Annotated in this window: 13 protein-coding genes; 6 read left to right on the plus strand and 7 right to left on the minus strand. The window is 65.8% G+C overall.

The window, feature by feature from the left end:
* Nucleotides 1-48: 48 nt before the first annotated feature.
* The 4 genes from ACED67_RS02685 (at nucleotide 49) to ACED67_RS02700 (ending at nucleotide 7190) form a co-directional block, all read left to right on the plus strand.
* Nucleotides 49-3747 carry a vitamin B12-dependent ribonucleotide reductase gene (locus ACED67_RS02685; protein ID WP_395539986.1) on the plus strand — a complete coding sequence of 1233 codons (3699 nt, stop codon included), beginning with the start codon at nucleotides 49-51 and terminating at the stop codon, nucleotides 3745-3747.
* A gap of 257 nt (nucleotides 3748-4004) precedes the next feature.
* The gene (locus tag ACED67_RS02690; RefSeq protein ID WP_395539987.1) at nucleotides 4005-5273 is read left to right on the plus strand and encodes an efflux RND transporter periplasmic adaptor subunit; all 1269 of its coding nucleotides are present in this window, start codon (nucleotides 4005-4007) and stop codon (nucleotides 5271-5273) included.
* A gap of 4 nt (nucleotides 5274-5277) precedes the next feature.
* Nucleotides 5278-5985, plus strand: coding sequence for an ABC transporter ATP-binding protein (locus tag ACED67_RS02695; protein WP_395539988.1), 708 nt, complete (start codon nucleotides 5278-5280; stop codon nucleotides 5983-5985).
* Complete coding sequence (locus tag ACED67_RS02700; RefSeq protein WP_395539989.1) at nucleotides 5982-7190, plus strand: ABC transporter permease; 1209 nt, start codon at nucleotides 5982-5984, stop codon at nucleotides 7188-7190. Before ACED67_RS02695 ends, ACED67_RS02700 begins: the two co-directional genes overlap by 4 nt.
* Before the next feature lie 82 nt (nucleotides 7191-7272).
* Here the strand turns inward: ACED67_RS02700 and ACED67_RS02705 are convergent, their stop codons facing one another.
* Genes ACED67_RS02705 through ACED67_RS02725 form a run of 5 tightly spaced genes read right to left on the minus strand, consistent with a single transcriptional unit; the run spans nucleotide 7273 to nucleotide 12086 of the window.
* The gene (locus tag ACED67_RS02705; protein WP_395539990.1) at nucleotides 7273-8295 is read right to left on the minus strand and encodes a TonB family protein; all 1023 of its coding nucleotides are present in this window, start codon (nucleotides 8293-8295) and stop codon (nucleotides 7273-7275) included.
* Between the two features lie 54 nt (nucleotides 8296-8349).
* Nucleotides 8350-9528, minus strand: coding sequence for a metal ABC transporter permease (locus tag ACED67_RS02710; RefSeq protein ID WP_395539991.1), 1179 nt, complete (start codon nucleotides 9526-9528; stop codon nucleotides 8350-8352).
* A complete protein-coding gene (locus ACED67_RS02715; protein WP_395539992.1) occupies nucleotides 9525-10358 on the minus strand; it encodes a metal ABC transporter permease in 834 nt (277 codons plus the stop codon). Before ACED67_RS02715 ends, ACED67_RS02710 begins: the two co-directional genes overlap by 4 nt.
* Before the next feature lie 10 nt (nucleotides 10359-10368).
* Complete coding sequence (locus tag ACED67_RS02720; RefSeq protein ID WP_395539993.1) at nucleotides 10369-11148, minus strand: metal ABC transporter ATP-binding protein; 780 nt, start codon at nucleotides 11146-11148, stop codon at nucleotides 10369-10371.
* A 2-nt stretch (nucleotides 11149-11150) separates the two neighbouring features.
* Entirely contained in the window at nucleotides 11151-12086 is a 936-nt protein-coding gene (locus tag ACED67_RS02725) for a metal ABC transporter solute-binding protein, Zn/Mn family (protein WP_395539994.1), read from the minus strand.
* A 170-nt stretch (nucleotides 12087-12256) separates the two neighbouring features.
* Between ACED67_RS02725 and ACED67_RS02730 the strand changes: the two genes are divergently transcribed.
* Entirely contained in the window at nucleotides 12257-12649 is a 393-nt protein-coding gene (locus tag ACED67_RS02730; RefSeq protein ID WP_395539995.1) for a Fur family transcriptional regulator, read from the plus strand.
* A gap of 52 nt (nucleotides 12650-12701) precedes the next feature.
* Here ACED67_RS02730 and ACED67_RS02735 read toward each other — a convergent pair whose 3' ends face one another.
* Both ACED67_RS02735 and ACED67_RS02740 read right to left on the minus strand, forming a co-directional pair.
* Nucleotides 12702-14789 carry an oxidoreductase gene (locus ACED67_RS02735; protein WP_395539996.1) on the minus strand — a complete coding sequence of 696 codons (2088 nt, stop codon included), beginning with the start codon at nucleotides 14787-14789 and terminating at the stop codon, nucleotides 12702-12704.
* The gene (locus ACED67_RS02740; RefSeq protein ID WP_395539997.1) at nucleotides 14789-15544 is read right to left on the minus strand and encodes a nitrilase-related carbon-nitrogen hydrolase; all 756 of its coding nucleotides are present in this window, start codon (nucleotides 15542-15544) and stop codon (nucleotides 14789-14791) included. Before ACED67_RS02740 ends, ACED67_RS02735 begins: the two co-directional genes overlap by 1 nt.
* Nucleotides 15545-15618: 74 nt before the next feature.
* Between ACED67_RS02740 and ACED67_RS02745 the strand changes: the two genes are divergently transcribed.
* Complete coding sequence (locus ACED67_RS02745) at nucleotides 15619-16407, plus strand: helix-turn-helix transcriptional regulator (RefSeq protein ID WP_395539998.1); 789 nt, start codon at nucleotides 15619-15621, stop codon at nucleotides 16405-16407.
* Nucleotides 16408-16413 lie beyond the last annotated feature (6 nt).

Below are 16413 nucleotides of genomic sequence, written 5' to 3' on the forward strand. Positions count from 1 at the left end.
ATCAACCGGCGCGCCGAATGGCGGCCTGAGCGGAAGGGACAAGGGGTCATGAAGATCGAGCGCAAGTTCACCACCGAAGCGACGGGGGCCTATGGCGCCCTGGCGTTCTCGGTGACCACGTCGGAAATCCGCAACCCGGATGGCAAGACCGTGTTCAAGAACGACGCGGTAGAAGTGCCGGAGGGCTGGAGCCAGGTCGCCTCCGACGTGCTTGCGCAGAAATACTTCCGCAAGGCGGGGGTTCCGGCGATCCTCAAGAAAGTGCGCGAAAAGGGCGTGCCGGACTTTCTGTGGCGTTCGGTCCCCGATGAGGACGCGCTGGCGAAACTGCCGGTCGATCAGCGCTTTGTCGGCGAGACCTCGGGCAAGCAGGTCTTTGACCGTCTGGCCGGCGCCTGGGCCTATTGGGGCTGGAAGGGCGGCTATTTTTCGACCGAAGCCGACGCCCGCGCCTATTTCGACGAGATGCGCTTCATGCTGGCGCGCCAGATGGCGGCACCGAATTCGCCCCAGTGGTTCAACACCGGCCTGCACTGGGCCTATGGCATCGACGGCCCGTCGCAGGGCCATTTCTATGTTGATCACAAGACCGGCGTTCTGACCAAGTCGGACAGCGCCTATGAACATCCGCAGCCCCATGCCTGCTTCATCCAGTCGGTCTCGGACGATCTGGTGAACGAGGGTGGCATCATGGATCTTTGGGTCCGCGAGGCGCGTCTGTTCAAATATGGCTCGGGCACGGGCACCAATTTCTCATCGCTCCGCGGAGAGGGCGAGAAGCTGTCGGGCGGCGGCAAAAGCTCCGGTCTCATGGGCTTCCTGAAGATCGGGGACCGTGCGGCCGGAGCCATCAAATCGGGCGGCACCACGCGTCGGGCCGCCAAGATGGTGATCTGCGACATGGATCACCCGGATATCGAACAGTTCATCAACTGGAAGGTCATTGAAGAACAGAAGGTCGCCTCGCTGGTCGCCGGGTCCAAGGCGCACGAGCTGAAGCTGAACGAGATCTTCACGGCGATCCGCACCTGGGATGGCAATGGCGATGACGCTTGCGATCCGGCCAAGAATGCCGCGCTGAAAGCGGCGATCCGCGGCGCCAAGAAGGCGATGATCCCCGACACCTATACCAACCGCGTGCTGCAATATGCGGCCCAGGGCTATGCCTCGATCGAATTCCCCACCTATGACACCGATTGGGATTCCGAGGCCTATGTCACCGTTTCGGGGCAGAACTCGAACAATTCGGTCCGCGTGACCGACGCCTTCCTGACCGCCGTCCGCGAGGACCTCCCCTGGGAGCTGGTTCGCCGCACCGATGGCAAGATCGCCAAGACCGTGCAGGCGCGTGACCTGTGGCAGCAGATCGGCCATGCCGCCTGGGCCTGCGCCGACCCGGGCATCCAGTTCCATGACACCGTCAATGCCTGGCACACCTGCCCGGAAGACGGGCCGATCCGGGGCTCGAACCCCTGCTCGGAATATATGTTCCTCGACGATACCGCCTGCAACCTGGCCTCGATGAACCTGCTGACCTTCTGGAAGGACGGTGCCTTCGATGCCGAGGCCTATGTCCATGCCTCGCGCCTGTGGACGGTGACGCTGGAAATCAGCGTGATGATGGCGCAGTTCCCGTCCAAGGAAATCGCCCAGCTTTCCTATGATTTCCGTACCCTTGGCCTGGGTTACGCCAATATCGGCGGTCTGTTGATGAACATGGGCCTTGGCTATGACTCGATCGAGGGCCGGGCGCTGTGCGGGGCGCTGACCGCGATCATGACCGGCGTGGCCTATGCCACTTCGGCCGAGATGGCGCAGGAGCTGGGTCCGTTCCCCGGCTATGCCCGCAATCGCGAGCATATGCTGCGGGTGATCCGCAACCACCGCGCCGCCGCCTGGGGCAATACCGAAGGGTATGAGGCGCTGAACGTGAACCCGGTCGCGCTGGACCAGGTGAACTGCCCCGAAGAAACCCTTGTGGCACTGTCAAAATCGATCTGGGACGAGGCGCTGGCCCTGGGCGAGAAACACGGCTACCGCAATGCCCAGACCACGGTGATCGCGCCGACGGGCACGATCGGCCTGGTGATGGATTGCGACACGACCGGGATCGAGCCCGATTTCGCCCTGGTGAAGTTCAAGAAGCTGGCTGGTGGCGGTTACTTCAAGATCATCAACCAATCGGTTCCGGCAGCTCTGGAAAAGCTGGGTTACCCCGGTCATCAGGTTGCCGAGATGGTGGCCTATGCCGTGGGCCATGCCTCGCTGGCGCAGGCGCCGGGCGTGAACCATACCGCGCTGGTCGGCCATGGCTTTGGCCCGCGCGAGATCGAGAAGATCGAGGCCGCGCTGCCGACCGCCTTCGACATCCGCTTCGTCTTCAACCAGTGGACACTGGGCGCTGAATTCTGCACGGGAACCCTAGGGATTCCTTCGGAAAAGCTGAACGACCCCACCTTCGATCTGCTGCGCCATCTTGGTTTCACCAAGGCCCAGATCGATGCGGCGAACGATCATGTCTGCGGGACGATGACGCTGGAAGGCGCACCCTTCCTGAAGCCCGAACATCTTTCGGTCTTCGATTGCGCCAACCCCTGCGGCAAGAAAGGCAAGCGTTATCTGTCGGTTGCCAGCCATATCTACATGATGGCCGCCGCGCAGAGCTTTATCTCGGGCGCGATCTCCAAGACGATCAACATGCCGAACTCGGCCTCGATCGCCGAAACGCTGGCAGCCTATGAACTGTCTTGGTCGCTGGGCATCAAGGCCAACGCGCTTTATCGCGACGGCTCGAAACTGTCGCAGCCGCTGGCGGCCGCGCTGATCGAGGATGACGAAGAGGCCGAGGAAATCCTCGCTTCCGGTACGCCGCAGGAAAAGGCCCAGGTCATCGCCGAGAAGATCGTCGAGAAGGTGATCGTCAAGGAGATCATCAAATCGCATCGCGAAAAGCTGCCCGAGCGGCGCAAGGGTTATACCCAGAAGGCCATCGTCGGCGGCCACAAGGTCTATCTGCGCACCGGCGAGTATCAGGACGGCTCGCTGGGCGAAATCTTCATCGACATGCACAAGGAAGGCGCGGGCTTCCGGGCGATGATGAACAACTTCGCAATCGCGGTGAGCGTCGGCCTGCAATACGGTGTTCCGCTTGAGGAATTCGTGGAAGCCTTCACCTTTACCCGGTTCGAGCCGGCGGGCATGGTGCAGGGCAATGACAGCGTGAAAAACGCGACCTCGATCCTGGACTACATCTTCCGCGAACTGGCGATCAGCTATCTCGACCGCACCGATCTGGCCCATGTTGCGCCCAAGGGTCATGCCTTTGACGATCTTGGCCGCGGCGACGAGGAAGGCAAGCGCAACGTGAGCGAAGTCAGCGAGGCGGCAGCGACCAAATCGGTCGAGCTGCTGAAGTCGATCTCCTCGACCGGCTATCTGCGCAAGCGCTTGCCGCAAGAGCTGATGGTGTTCCGGGGGGGCATCGGCGGCGGCATGGGCGCGACCGCGCTAGCGACCGGAACGGATACCGCCACGGCGCTGAACGTGCTGGTGCCGGAAACCGCGCGCAGCGCGGGCCTCGCGGACGGCGCGTCACTCTCGGCGCTGGGGGCTGCGGATGCGCGGATCAAGGCGAAGATGCAGGGCTATACCGGCGACAGCTGCGCGGATTGCGGCAATTACACCCTGGTCCGCAACGGCACCTGCCTGAAATGCAACACCTGCGGTTCGACGACAGGGTGTAGCTGATCACAGCGCGACACTTCGAACCTGGGCGGCAGGAGAAATCCTGCCGCCCTTCTCCATTGCTGCTTCCCCTTGGCCCAAATACTCCACAGGGGGTGCGGGGGGCTGCCCCCAGCGGCCCGCCACAGGCACGGAAAACCCCACCCACACTGCCCGCTTCGTGATTTCCCGTCCCGGCGCTGCCGCCTATAGTCCGCAGGGCGCCGACGGAACCGGCCGCCCGTTGCGTGTAACGCTGGACCAGACCGGAAAGACCGCCCGTGCCCGAAACGACCTCGCCTTCTGCCGCCAACGTCAAGCGCCCCGAGCTTGCCGCTTTGGGCAAGATCAAGACCCGCCGCAGGGGGCGGCGTTGGCTCTGGCTGATCCTGATCGTCGCGGCCCTTGTCGCGGGGGGCTGGTATTACACCAACCGCCCCGCGGCGCCGGTCCGCTATGACACGGCCATGGTGGAAAAAGGCGCGCTGACGGTGACGGTGGTCGCCACCGGCACGGTGCAACCAACGACACAGGTCGATATTTCCTCGGAATTGTCCGGCACGCTGCTTTCGGTCGATGTCGATTTCAATGACGAGGTGACCGAGGGCCAGGTTCTGGCCAAGCTCGATGACACCAAGCTCAAGGCGCAGGTGTCGAATGCCGAGGCGCAGCTGATCGCGGCGCAGGCCAAGCTTGCTTCGGCAGAAGCGACGGTCAGCGAGACAGCCGATGCGCTGGACAGCGCCTCGGCGCTCGACAAGCGCGGGTTGTCGACCCGCAGCGTCTATATCTCGGCCAAGGCCGCGCATGACCGCGCGCTGGCGGCGGTGGAGTCGGCCCAGGCCGATGTCACGCTGGCCGAGGCCAATCTGGCTCTTCAGAAAGCCGATCTGGAAAAGGCCGATATCCGCTCACCCATCAAGGGGATCGTGCTGAACCGCGCTGCCGAAAAGGGCCAGATCGTCGCCGCGACGCTAAACGCGCCAGTCCTTTTCACATTGGCCGAGGATCTGGCGCGGATGGATCTTCAGGTCTCGGTCGACGAGGCCGATATCGGCCGTGTCGCTGTTGGCCAGAAGGCGACGTTCACCGTCGATGCCTATCCGGGCCAGAAGTTCGAGGCCGTGATCACCAGCCTGCGCTATGCCCCGGATGATACCGAAGGCGTCGTGACTTATACCGCGGTCCTCAGCGTGGCGAATGACAAGCTGCTTCTTCGCCCGGGAATGACCGCAACGGCGACAATCACCGTCGCCGAGCAGGCGGATGTGCTTCTCGTCCCCACCGCCGCGCTGCGCTATGCGCCGCCGGTGACCCAGAACGCAAGCCGGTCGGGCAGCGGGCTTTTGGGCTACATCCTGCCGGCGCGGCCATCTTCGGGCGGCAATCGCGGGGCGAGCAATGGCTCGGGCGTCTATGTGCTGAAAGACGGTGCGCCAATGCGGGTCGCGGTCACGCCGGGCGCGACCGATGGCAGCAAGATCGCCGTAAGCTCGGAAGAACTGTCCGAAGGCGACGAGGTCATCCTGTCGCAAAGCGCGGGCGGCTAGGGCGATGGAGGCGCCCTTGATCGAGTTTCGCGCCGTCTCGCGGCTTTACGGCGAGGGCGAGGCGCTGGTGCGGGCGCTCGACGCGGTGGATCTGGTGATCCGCAGGGGCGAGTTCGTGGCGATCATGGGCCCCTCCGGGTCCGGCAAATCGACGGCGATGAACATCATCGGCTGCCTCGACCGGCCAAGCGCGGGCGACTATCTGTTCGAGGGCGTGCCGGTCCAGGGCCTCGCGCCCGATGCGCTGGCGCTGCTGCGCCGGCATTATCTGGGCTTCGTCTTTCAGGGCTTCAACCTGCTGCCGCGCACCTCGGCACAGGAAAATGTGGAACTGCCGCTGATCTACAAGGGAATGGCATCGGCAGAGCGCAGCGCAAAGGCGCGCGCCGCGCTGGCGCAGGTCGGGCTGCAGGGGCGCGAGCATCACCAGCCTTCGCAGCTTTCGGGGGGGCAGCAGCAGCGCGTCGCGATCGCGCGGGCGCTGGCGGGCGATCCGATGGTGATCCTGGCGGACGAGCCCACCGGCAATCTCGACAGCCAACGCAGCCATGAGATTCTTGTCCTGCTGCAAGAGCTGAACCGCAGTCAGGGCATCACCATCGTCATGGTCACGCATGAGGCCGACATCGCGGCCTATGCGCGACGGCTGGTCATCTTCACCGATGGCAAGATCGTCAGCGATACGCAAACGCGACAGGAGGGCGCGGCATGATCCTGGAAGCGATGCGTCTGGCCCTGCGGTCGATCTTCCGCAACAAGCTTCGGTCCTTTCTGACCATCCTTGGCGTGGTGATCGGGGTGGCGGCCGTGATCGCCATGGTCACGGTCGGGCAGGGGTCGTCGGCCCAGGTTTCGGCCAGTGTCGAAAGTCTTGGTTCCGATATCGTGGTGCTGCGGCCCGGCCAGCGCGGTTTCGGCCCGCCGTCGGGCGGCACGCCGACCCGGCGCTTCACCCTGCGCGATGCCGAAGCCGTGGCGACATTGCCCGTCGCGCGGGCCGTGGCGCCGATTTCCACCGCCTCAGCCACGGTGGTCTATGGCAATGCCAATACGACGACCTCGATCACCGGATCGACCGAGACCTGGGCGGAGGTTTCGAACTGGTCCTTCGCCGGGGGGCGCAATTTCACCGCTTCGGAAGTGCGCGCGGGCGCGGCGGTCTGCCTGATAGGGCAGACGGTGCGGGCAAACCTGTTCGGGGCGGCTGATCCGGTCGGCCAGCAGATCCGGGTCAAGCAGATTTCCTGCGAGGTGGTGGGGCTGCTGACGCCCAAGGGCGCGGGCAGTTTCGGGCAGGACCAGGACGATCTGGTGGTCATGCCGGTGCGGCTGGTGCAGCGGCGGCTGAACGGGGACGAGGATGTGAACTCGATCCAGATCGCCTTGACCAAGGGCGGCGACACGGCGGCGGCGATCGTCCAGATTCAGGATCTCATGCGCGAGCGGCGGCGGATCGGGCTGGGCGATGCTGATGATTTTTCGGTCACCGACATGAAGGAAGTGGCCTCGATGCTGAACTCGGTCAATTCGGTCCTGTCGGGGATGCTGTCCTCGGTCGCGGCGGTCAGCCTGCTGGTGGGCGGCATCGGGATCATGAACATCATGCTGGTCTCGGTGACCGAGCGGACGCGCGAGATCGGCATCCGCCTGGCGATCGGGGCCACGGGCGGGCAGGTTCTGACCCAGTTCCTGGTCGAAGCGGTGGTGCTGTCGCTTCTGGGGGGCGTGGTGGGGATCGTCGTCGGGCTGGGACTGGCCTGGGGGGCGGGGCGGTTCATGGCGATTCCCTTCACGCCGGACCCGATGGTGGTGGCCTTGGCCTTTGCCTTCTCGGCGGTGGTGGGCGTGGTCTTCGGCTATTTCCCGGCAAGGCGCGCCGCCCGGCTGGACCCGATCGAGGCGCTGCGCCACCAGTAATGTCCCACGGTGGGACAGGGTGGTGGGTCAAGCGATTTCAACGGGTTGACCCGGCGGAGTTAACCCTTTGGCAAGGTTTTCCTCAGCCGTTGAACCGCAGACGCAGCGCCATGCGATAGCCCGGCTCGGTCAGGCCCTTGGGCGCTTTCGGAAAGGGTGCCGCGCCTTGCACGGCCCGCAGCGCGGCGCGGTCAAGGGCGGCGAAGCCGGAGGATGCGGTGACGGACACCGCCAGAAGCGCGCCGGACGGCGCGACGGTCAGCTGCAGCTTCACGATGCCCGAGGCACCGCCGCCTTCGGCGGGGTAGCTTTGCCGCCGCTCGACCCGGGCCTGAACCTTGGCACCCCATGCGGCCTTCAAATCGGCAATCTCGGCCTTGGACAGACCGGCCCCGGCGCTGCCGCCCTGTCCGGCGGTTCCGCCCTTGCCCGTGCCCGACGCCTTGGCGGCGGGTGGGGCGGGGGCCGGTTCGGCGGAGGCCTTGGCCGCCTTCTCGCCGGTCTTCTTTGCAGGTTTGGCGGCCTGGGGGGCCGGCTTGGCTTCGGGCTTCGGTTTGGCAGGGGTTTTGACGACTGGGGCGGGTGGCGGCAGATCGCCGACCGGGGCGGACTCGGGGTCGAGCGAGGCCATGCGCGGCGGCAGGCTGTCCCCCGGGCGCGCGGTCAGGGCGGCCGCCGCGAAAGTGGCGGCGGGCTCCTCGACCAGTGGCGTCGTCAAGGGTTGCAGGTCGAGAACCGGCGCCGGTGGCGGCGTGGCGGGCAAGAGATCGGCTTGGGTCAGGATTTCGACCGTCATGGCCGGGGGCACCGGCAGGCTGTGCAGGGACCGGCCATCCTCGCCCGCCGAGCCGAGACCGGAGAAGGGTGCCGCAATGGCCAGCGCCAGCGCAGCACTGGCATGGAGCAGGCCCGATGATGCCAGCGCCGCCCAGGGCACGCGGCGGCGGCGGGCTGCGATTTTCGCCGCCGCTCCCGTCGGCGGCCTGGGCAGAACGGCAAGAGGCGGTGGAGGAGCGGTGGGCGGATCAAGACGCAGGGCGCGCAAGGGCGGGGGCGGGGCGGAGCGATCCGCCCGGAAATGCCCCTTGGCCCAAGTCTGGCTCATCCGTCTTGTCCCCCGCGATGCCGCCCTGTGCCTGCGCTGGCCGATGCCCGCTTGTCAAGCGCCGGGCGGAACAGGCTGGGTATCACTCTGCGGTCTGGGCGGGATCAGCGGGGCGACAGAGGCGACGGTCTCGCGCCCAAGGGCGGCACCCATCTCGGTCAGGACCAGCATCGGCCCTTCTCGCCGCACCAGCCCTTCATCCAGCGCGCGCAGCACGACCGGCCGCACCTGGCGCCGCGACCAGCGGAGATGGCTTTCCAGCGCGGTCACGGCATTCTCCTCATCGACGCGCGGCCCGTCGGCATGGCTGTACAGATGCGTCACCAGCGTACGGCAGGCAAAGGAGAGACGGTCATTGCGGCGGCGGAGAAGCGTGGCGATCACGCCCTTGCCCGGCGCCGCGACCAGCGCGAGCGCGAAGAAAGCCCCGGTCATCAGCGCCATCATGCCGCCGATCGAGACGTCCAGCACCAGCGCCGCCTGCTGACCCGTCAGGGCCGAGGCCATGCCGATCAACGCTGCGAGCGTGACCATGACGGACAGGCGCTGGGTCAGCAGATAGGCCGTGGCGGGCGGAACGATAACGAAAGCGACAAACAGGATCGCGCCCACCGCATCAAAGGCGGCGACGGCCGTGGCCGAGGTCAGCGCGAAAAGCCCGCCCAGCACAGCGCCGGGGCGCAGGCCCTGCAGGATCGCGAAATCCGGGTCGAAGACGGCGAGTTTCAGCGGCTTCCAGAACAGAAGGACGAAGCCCAGGTTGAGCGCGGCGAAGACACTAAGGCTGAGGACCGCATTCGGGATATCCATACTGCCGATCTGGGTCGTGTCGAGCCAGACAAAGGCGATCTCGCCCAGCAGCACCGTATCCGTGTCGAGATGGATCTCGCGGGCATAGAGGTTGATGATCAGCACCCCGGCGGCGAAAAGTGTCGGGAAGACAAGGCCCATGGCGGCATCGTTGTTCAGGCGCCGGGTGCGGGTCAGCGCCTCGATCAGCAGCACGGTTAGCAGGCCCGCCGCTGCGGCCCCGGCGATCTGGATCGGACCGGAGATGAAGCCGGTGGCGAGCCAGGTCAGGGCGATGCCGAAGACGATGGCGTGGCTGATGGCATCGGTCATCAGCGATGATCCGCGCAGGACAAGGAAGCAGCCGGGCAGGGCGGCGGCCAGCGCGACCAGAAGCCCCGTCAGCAGGATCATCGCATCCGGGTTGGCGAAGAAGGCGGTCATGCGCGCCTCCAGACCAGGCCGCGGCGCGGGGCGAAGAGGATCGACAGCAGGACAAGCCCCGCCGCGACCAGCACGATCACCGGCCCGGTGGCAAGGCCGCGCGCAGTGGAGGAGAGCAGCGCACCGCAGACGCCCGCACCGGCGCCCAGGAGCGCCGAGAGCAGGACCATGGGCAAGAGCCCCTCGACCCATTGCCGGGCGGCGACGGCGGGGGCGATGAGCAGCGCCACCATCAGCACGACGCCCACCACCTGAAGCCCCGCGACGATGGCGATGGCGGTGATGGCGGCCAGAAGGCTTTCCATCGCGGCGACAGGGCGGCCGAGCGCGCGGGCATAATCGCGGTCGAAGGCGACGAGCTTGAGGTCCTTCCAGAAGGTTGCAAGGACAATCAGGGTCAGAACGGCAAGGGATGACAGCAGTGTCACGTCAGAGGCCAGCATGGCGGCGGCCTGCCCGAACAGGAAACTCGACAGCCCTGCCTGCGCCGCGCCGCCGGAATGCTGGATATGGCTCAGCAGGACGACACCAAGGGCGAAAAAGGTGGAGAGGATGATACCCATGGCGGCATCGGGCTTGATCCGGGTGAAGCGCAGGATGAGCTGGATCAGCCCGGCGGCGATCAGACCGGCAACAAGCGCGCCGGTCAGCAGGGCGGGAAGGCTGCGCTCTTGCGCGACCAGAAAGCCGATGCAGATGCCGGGCAGGGCGGCGTGGGACAGGACGTCCCCCATCAGGCTTTGCTTGCGCAAGACGGCGAAGGGGCCAAGCGCGCCCGCCAGCGCGCCGAGAAGCGCCGTGCCAAGCGCGACGGTCAGAAGCGGGCTCATGGCTGCGCCCTCATGGTCCAAGCCCGTGATCGGCGGGGTCGAGAACGGCCAATTGCCCACCATAGGCCGCGCGGAGATTGTCGCGCGTATAGGTGGTGGCGACGGGGCCCTGCGCCACGACGCGGCGGTTGAGCATGATCAGCCAGTCGAACCAGCGTTTGACGGTGGAAAGATCATGATGGACGACGACCACGGTCTTGCCCGCATCGCGCAGGCGCTGAAGGATCGCGATGATCGCCGCCTCGGTCGTGGCATCCACCCCGGCCATGGGCTCGTCGAGGAAATAGAGGTCGGCCTCCTGCACCAGGGCGCGGGCGATGAAGACGCGCTGCTGCTGGCCGCCCGACAATTGGCCGATCTGGCGGTCGGCATAGTCGAGCATTCCAAGGTCGGACAGCGCCTTGAGGGCCTTTTCGCGCTCGAGCCGGCCGGGGCGGCGGAACAGGCCCAGTCGGCCGTAAAGGCCCATGGTGACGACGTCGATGACCGTGGTCGGGAAATCCCAGTCGACGGTCGAGCGTTGCGGGACATAGCCGACGCGCGCCCGCGCCTGGGCCAGCGGCTGGCCGAAGAAGCGGACATGGCCGGCGGCGGGGCGGACAAGGCCTAGGCAGGATTTCAGCAAAGTGCTTTTGCCCGAGCCGTTCGGGCCGACGATGGCCGCCATGACGCCGGGCGGAATGTCGATATCGGCATCAAGAAGAACCGGCGCGCCTCCATAGCCGACGGTCAGATCCTCGACATGCAGCGCAAGATGGGGTTCGTGCAGGGGGGCATCGGGGGTGGTCATGCTCAACCTTCCGGCCAGGGGGCGGGGGTGCCGCCCAGCGACTCGGTGATGACGGTCACATTGTGGCGGATCATGCCGATATAGCTGCCATCTTCGCTGCCTTCGGCCCCCATCGAATCGGAATAGAGCTGGCCGCCGATCCTGACCACGCCGCCTTTGGCCGCGACGGCCTGCAACAACGCCTCGATGGTGCGCGGGTTCACCGTGCTTTCAACGAAGACGGCAGGGACGCCTGCCGAAACGACCGTATCGGCCACGGCGTCGATATCGGCGATGGCGGCTTCCGATGTGGTGGAAATGCCCTGGATCGCCGCGACATGCAGATCGAAGGCTCGACCGAAATAGGCAAAGGCGTCATGGGCGGTGACGAGCGTGCGTTGGGCTTCAGGGATGGTGGCGAGCGAGGTCTTGGCCCAGTCGTCGAGCGCCTGGATCCGCGCTTCGATCGCGGCGGCATTGCTGGCGATGGCCGCGCTGCAATCGGGGCGCGCTTCGGTGAGGGCGGCGGCGATCACCGGGACGGTGCCTTTCCACAAGCCCGGATCCATCCAGACATGCGGGTCGGGCAGATCCTTAGCCGTGAGGCGCCGCTCCTCGGGGACGGCGCCTTCCGAGACCGCCACGGTCGGACGACTTTGGCCGAGCTTGGCCAGAACCTCGCCAAGCTGTCCCTCGAGATGAAGCCCGCCGTAAAGGATGATCTCGGCGCCCTGCAAGGCGCGCAGGTCGGACGGGGCGGGGGTGAAAAGATGGGGGTCGGTGCCCGGCCCCATAAGGGTCGTGACCTGGGTGCATTCGCCGCCGACCTGGGCGGCGATGTCGCCGATCATGCCGACGGTGGCGAGCACCTTCAGGGGCTCTTGCGCCGCAAGCGGCGTGGCAAAGGGAAGGGAGAGCGTCAGGGCTGCAAGAAGGGATAGGGGGCGGTGGGGGATCATGCCTGGCTGTTCTTTTCGGTTACCGGAACAGGTTACATGCAGATGAGAAGCATTTGCAAGTAGCTTCGCAACACCCGACAGCGCAGCATTGATTCGCATCTGCGGGTTTTCAGTTGCGAAGGGGCGTGGTAGTAACGGGTATGAGACTACGTGCCGACAAGACCGAGAGAATGACCCAGGCGCTGCGCGATGGCGGTGTGCGGGTGACGCGCCAGCGTGAGGCGCTGCTGCGTGTGCTGACCGAAGCAGCCGACCACCCGGATGCCGCAGAGCTGCATCGCAGGGCGCAGGGGATCGACGACACGGTTTCTCTGGCCACGGTCTATCGCACGCTGTCGGTGCTGGAGCGGGAGGGCGTGGTCCAGCGCCATTCCTTCGAATCGGGTGGCGCGCGGTTCGAGGTCGCCGACCGCTCGCATCACGACCATATCGTCGATGTCGACACCGGCGCGATCATCGAGTTTCACAATGACCGGATCGAGGAATTGCAGCGCCAAATCGCGGCGGAGATGGGCTATGAGATCGTCCATCACCGGATGGAGCTGTATTGCCGCAAGAAATAGGGGCGATGCTGGCGCGCCCGCCAGAGGCGGAGCTTGCCACATCGGATGAGCCTCAGGGCGTAAGGGCCTGTGCCGGCAAGAGTTCCGCGATTTCGCGCCGGAAGGGCAGCACGTCGCCGGGCAGGCCCTGTTCCGGGGCGTCCAGCGCCTCGGCCCAGGCGCGGCCGGCATAGGTGGCCCAGGCGATCGGCCCGGGGGCGGCGCAATCGCCGATCCGGTGCAACGTCTTGATCCCAGCCCCCTGCCAATCGAGCGCCATGGCCTGATGCCAGAGCCCGTCATTGGGGCGGCGCGAGGTGACATAGACCAGGGCATCGGCGGGGAGGGTGGAGGTCGTGCCGGTCCAGGTGCAACCGAGCGTGATCTCATGCGCGCCGATGGCCTCGGGGGCCTTGGAGGTATGGACGGTCACGCCGATCTCCAGCAGGCGGCGCATGATGCGGGCCTGCTCCAGCGTGTTGTCGGCCCATTCCGCCACCTTGACGGCGGGGGTGATGAAATCGACGGCGCATCCCTTGGCGACCAGAAGCTCGGCAAGAACAGAGCCCATGTAGAAATGGTCATCATCGTAAAGGGCAACGCGCTTGGCTTGCGGGAAATGCCCGCTCATCAGGTCATCCGGGGTGAAGACAGGCATGGCCGGATCGGTGGGGATGGGCGCAAGGTGCAGCCGGGCGACGGCATCGCCGCGCCAGGTCGCGCCCGTCGCGATCGCGATGTGCTGGGCATCAAGCGACAGAAGGTCTTCGGCGGTCAGGGCAGAATCGCGGTAGATCTGGACATTGGCCATGGGCAGAAGCTGGCCCGTACGATAATCGGCGACGCGCCCCCAGGCGGACAGGCCGGGCAGGGCGCGTTCCTTGCTGACCCGGCCGCCAAGGGTGGAGGAGGCTTCGGCCAGTGTCACCCGATAGCCGCGTTTGGCGGCTTGCAGGGCGGCTTCAAGGCCCGAAGGGCCGGCGCCGACGATCAGCACATGCTCCGATGCGCCCTTGCCGTGGCTGCGTTCGGGGTGCCAGCCCTTGCGCCATTCCTCCATGAAGGCGGTGTTCTGGGTGCAACGGCTAATGCCCTGGGTCATGTCGCCCGTGACGCAGATGTTGCAGCCGATGCATTCGCGAATGTCTTCGTAGCGGCCTTCCTCGACCTTCTTCGGCAGGAAGGGATCGGCGATCGAGGGGCGGGCGGCACCGATGAAATCCAGCACGCCGGTCTTGATCTGGCGCACCATCTCGTCGGGGGAGGTGAAGCGGCCGACGCCGACAACAGGTTTCGATGTCAGCGCCTTGATGCCGCGGACAAGGTCCTCTTGCGCGGCTTCTGGGGTGAAGCGCGAGGTGCCGGAACAAGCCTCCCATGTGCCTTGGGCAAGGTCCCAGAGATCTGGCAGATCCGCATGCATGGCGATGAAATCGCGCAACTCGGTGTTGGAGAAACCCAGCGCCCCGGCTTCGTGCAGCGACAGGCGCAGGGTGAGGGCCATTGCGCCCTTGGTCTCCTCGCGGAAATCCTCGACCACTTCGCGCAGGAAGCGGGCGCGGTTTTCCAGCGAACCGCCATAGGCATCGCTGCGCTGGTTGGTGGCACGCGACAGGAAATGTTGCAGGATGCCAAAGCCATGCGCGCCATAGAGGCAGACAAGGTCGAAGCCCGCGGTCTGGCTGCGGCGGAAGGCGTTGCGGAACCAGCGGCGCAGGTTGCGGATGTCCTCAAGGTCCATCGTGCGGGCCTGGACCGGATCGGAAGTGAAAGTCAGGATCGGGCCGCCGGTGACGGCCAGGGGCACTTCGCGGGAATAGAGATTAGGGCCGTTGATGCCGGAATAGGCGAGCTGGATGCCGGCCAGCGCGCCGTGGGATTTCATCGCTTCGGCCATGCGGGCCAGCGCCGGGATGTCGCGGTCATCCCAGAGATGCTGTTCGATGAAGGGGGTGATCTCGCTGGTCGGGTGGATTTCCGTCTGTTCGGTGAAGATCACGCCCCAGCCGCCTTCGGCCTTTGTCCGGCGCATTTCCACCACGGCAGACGGGTCGCGATAGCCGCCGCCATTGCAATGCGGCACCTGGTAAAAGCGGTTCTTCGCCGTCTTGGGGCCGATCTGCATCGGGGTGAAAAGGATGTCATGGGCGGGTGCGCGCATCACGGAAGCCTCAGGTCTGCGGATTGGGTGGAAAGCCGCGCCGCATCGCGCGCGGGGATTTCGGCGACCAGCAGGGCCGGGGTCTCGCCCGCCTGGGCCAGAACCTCGCCATGCGGACCGGCGATCAGGCTGCCACCGAGATAGGTGAGATCGCCCTCGCTGCCGCAGAAATTGGCATAGACGATGGTGAGACCATGGTTCGCGGCCATGGCCGGAATGGAGTGGCGGATCACATGGGTGAACGGCTGCATATTCGCCGTGGGGCAAAGGATGACACGCACACCCTGATCGGCCAAAGTCTTCACATGCGGTGCGAACTCGACATCGTAACAGATGAGAAGCGCTGTAGTTTCGCCGCTCAGCGAAAAAGTGGAATACTGATCGCCCGGCGTGAACAGCGCCTTCTCGCGCGGGCCGTAAAGCTGTATCTTGCGGTAATGGGCCAGGGTCTCGCCCTGCGGGCCGAAGGCGATGGCGCTGTTGTACAGGCGCGCGCCCTCTCGTTCGGCATAGCCCATGACCAGCGCGCAGCCTGCGGCGCGGGCGGCCGCGGCCAGTCGGGCGAGGAAGACGCTGTCGTGGGTCAGGCCCTTTTGCGCCATATCCGGCTGGTTGTAGCCGGGCAGCCAAAGCTCGGGCAGGACCAGCGCCGCCGCGCCTAGCGCCCCGGCCGCGCGAAGGGCGCGTTCGGCCTGATCGACCGCCAGGTCGAGGTCGGAGAGGGGCGAGACGCCCTGCCACAGCGCCAGTTTCATCGTTATACCCCCGGTCTTGGCCAGATCAGCCTATGTGAGTTAATACTGGGGGTATATACCCCTGCAGAGGTATCATGCAGCCTTGGTCCGACACCGAAGAGTCAAAGTTAGCCCTGGCCATCAGCGCGCTTGGCGGAACGGGCTTTCCCGGCGCCCTTGCGAGCTGGCTGCAAACCTTGGCCGCGCCTGACAACCTCATCCTGCTGGCCTTTCGTGATGCCGGACCGCCCGAAGTGCTTTTGCGGCAAAGCCGCAGGCCGCAGGTGTTTTCACGGCTGGAAAGCGACTATCTGGCAGGGGCTTATCTGCTGGACCCCTATCACGAGCTACATCTGAGCGGCGCCGCCGCCGGACCCTACCGGCTGCGCGACATCGCGCCCGACGCCTTCCAGCGCAGCCGCTACTTCACCGAATATTATCGCCAAACCACGCTGATCGACGAATTGGCCTTCCTGGTCCGTCCGGCAGAGGGCGTGTCGCTGACATTGTGCCTTGGCCGCGATGCCACATCCGGCAGACCCTTTGCGGCCCGCGAGATCGAGACCTGCGAGCGTCTGGCGCCGGTCGTGATCGCGCTGGCCGCGCGTCATTGGTCGGGACTTGCCGCAAAGACCGGGGGCAGGGCGGATCTTGGCGCGCGATTGTTGCGGCCGCTGGCCAGCCGGGGCATCGCGCTGACGCCGCGCCAGGCCGAGGTCGCGCTGCTGATCCTTCAGGGCCATTCCACCGCCTCGATCGGGTTGCGGCTGGGCGTCAGCGCGCAGACGGTCAAGGTCTTTCGGCGTCAGCTTTATGCCCGCTGCGGCCTGTCGAGCCAGGCTGAACTTTTCGCCCTGATGCTTCCGATGCTGCGCGAGAGATGAACGGAA

It is taken from the genome of Neotabrizicola paludis (assembly GCF_044142105.1).
Classification (GTDB): Bacteria; Pseudomonadota; Alphaproteobacteria; order Rhodobacterales; family Rhodobacteraceae; genus Pseudogemmobacter.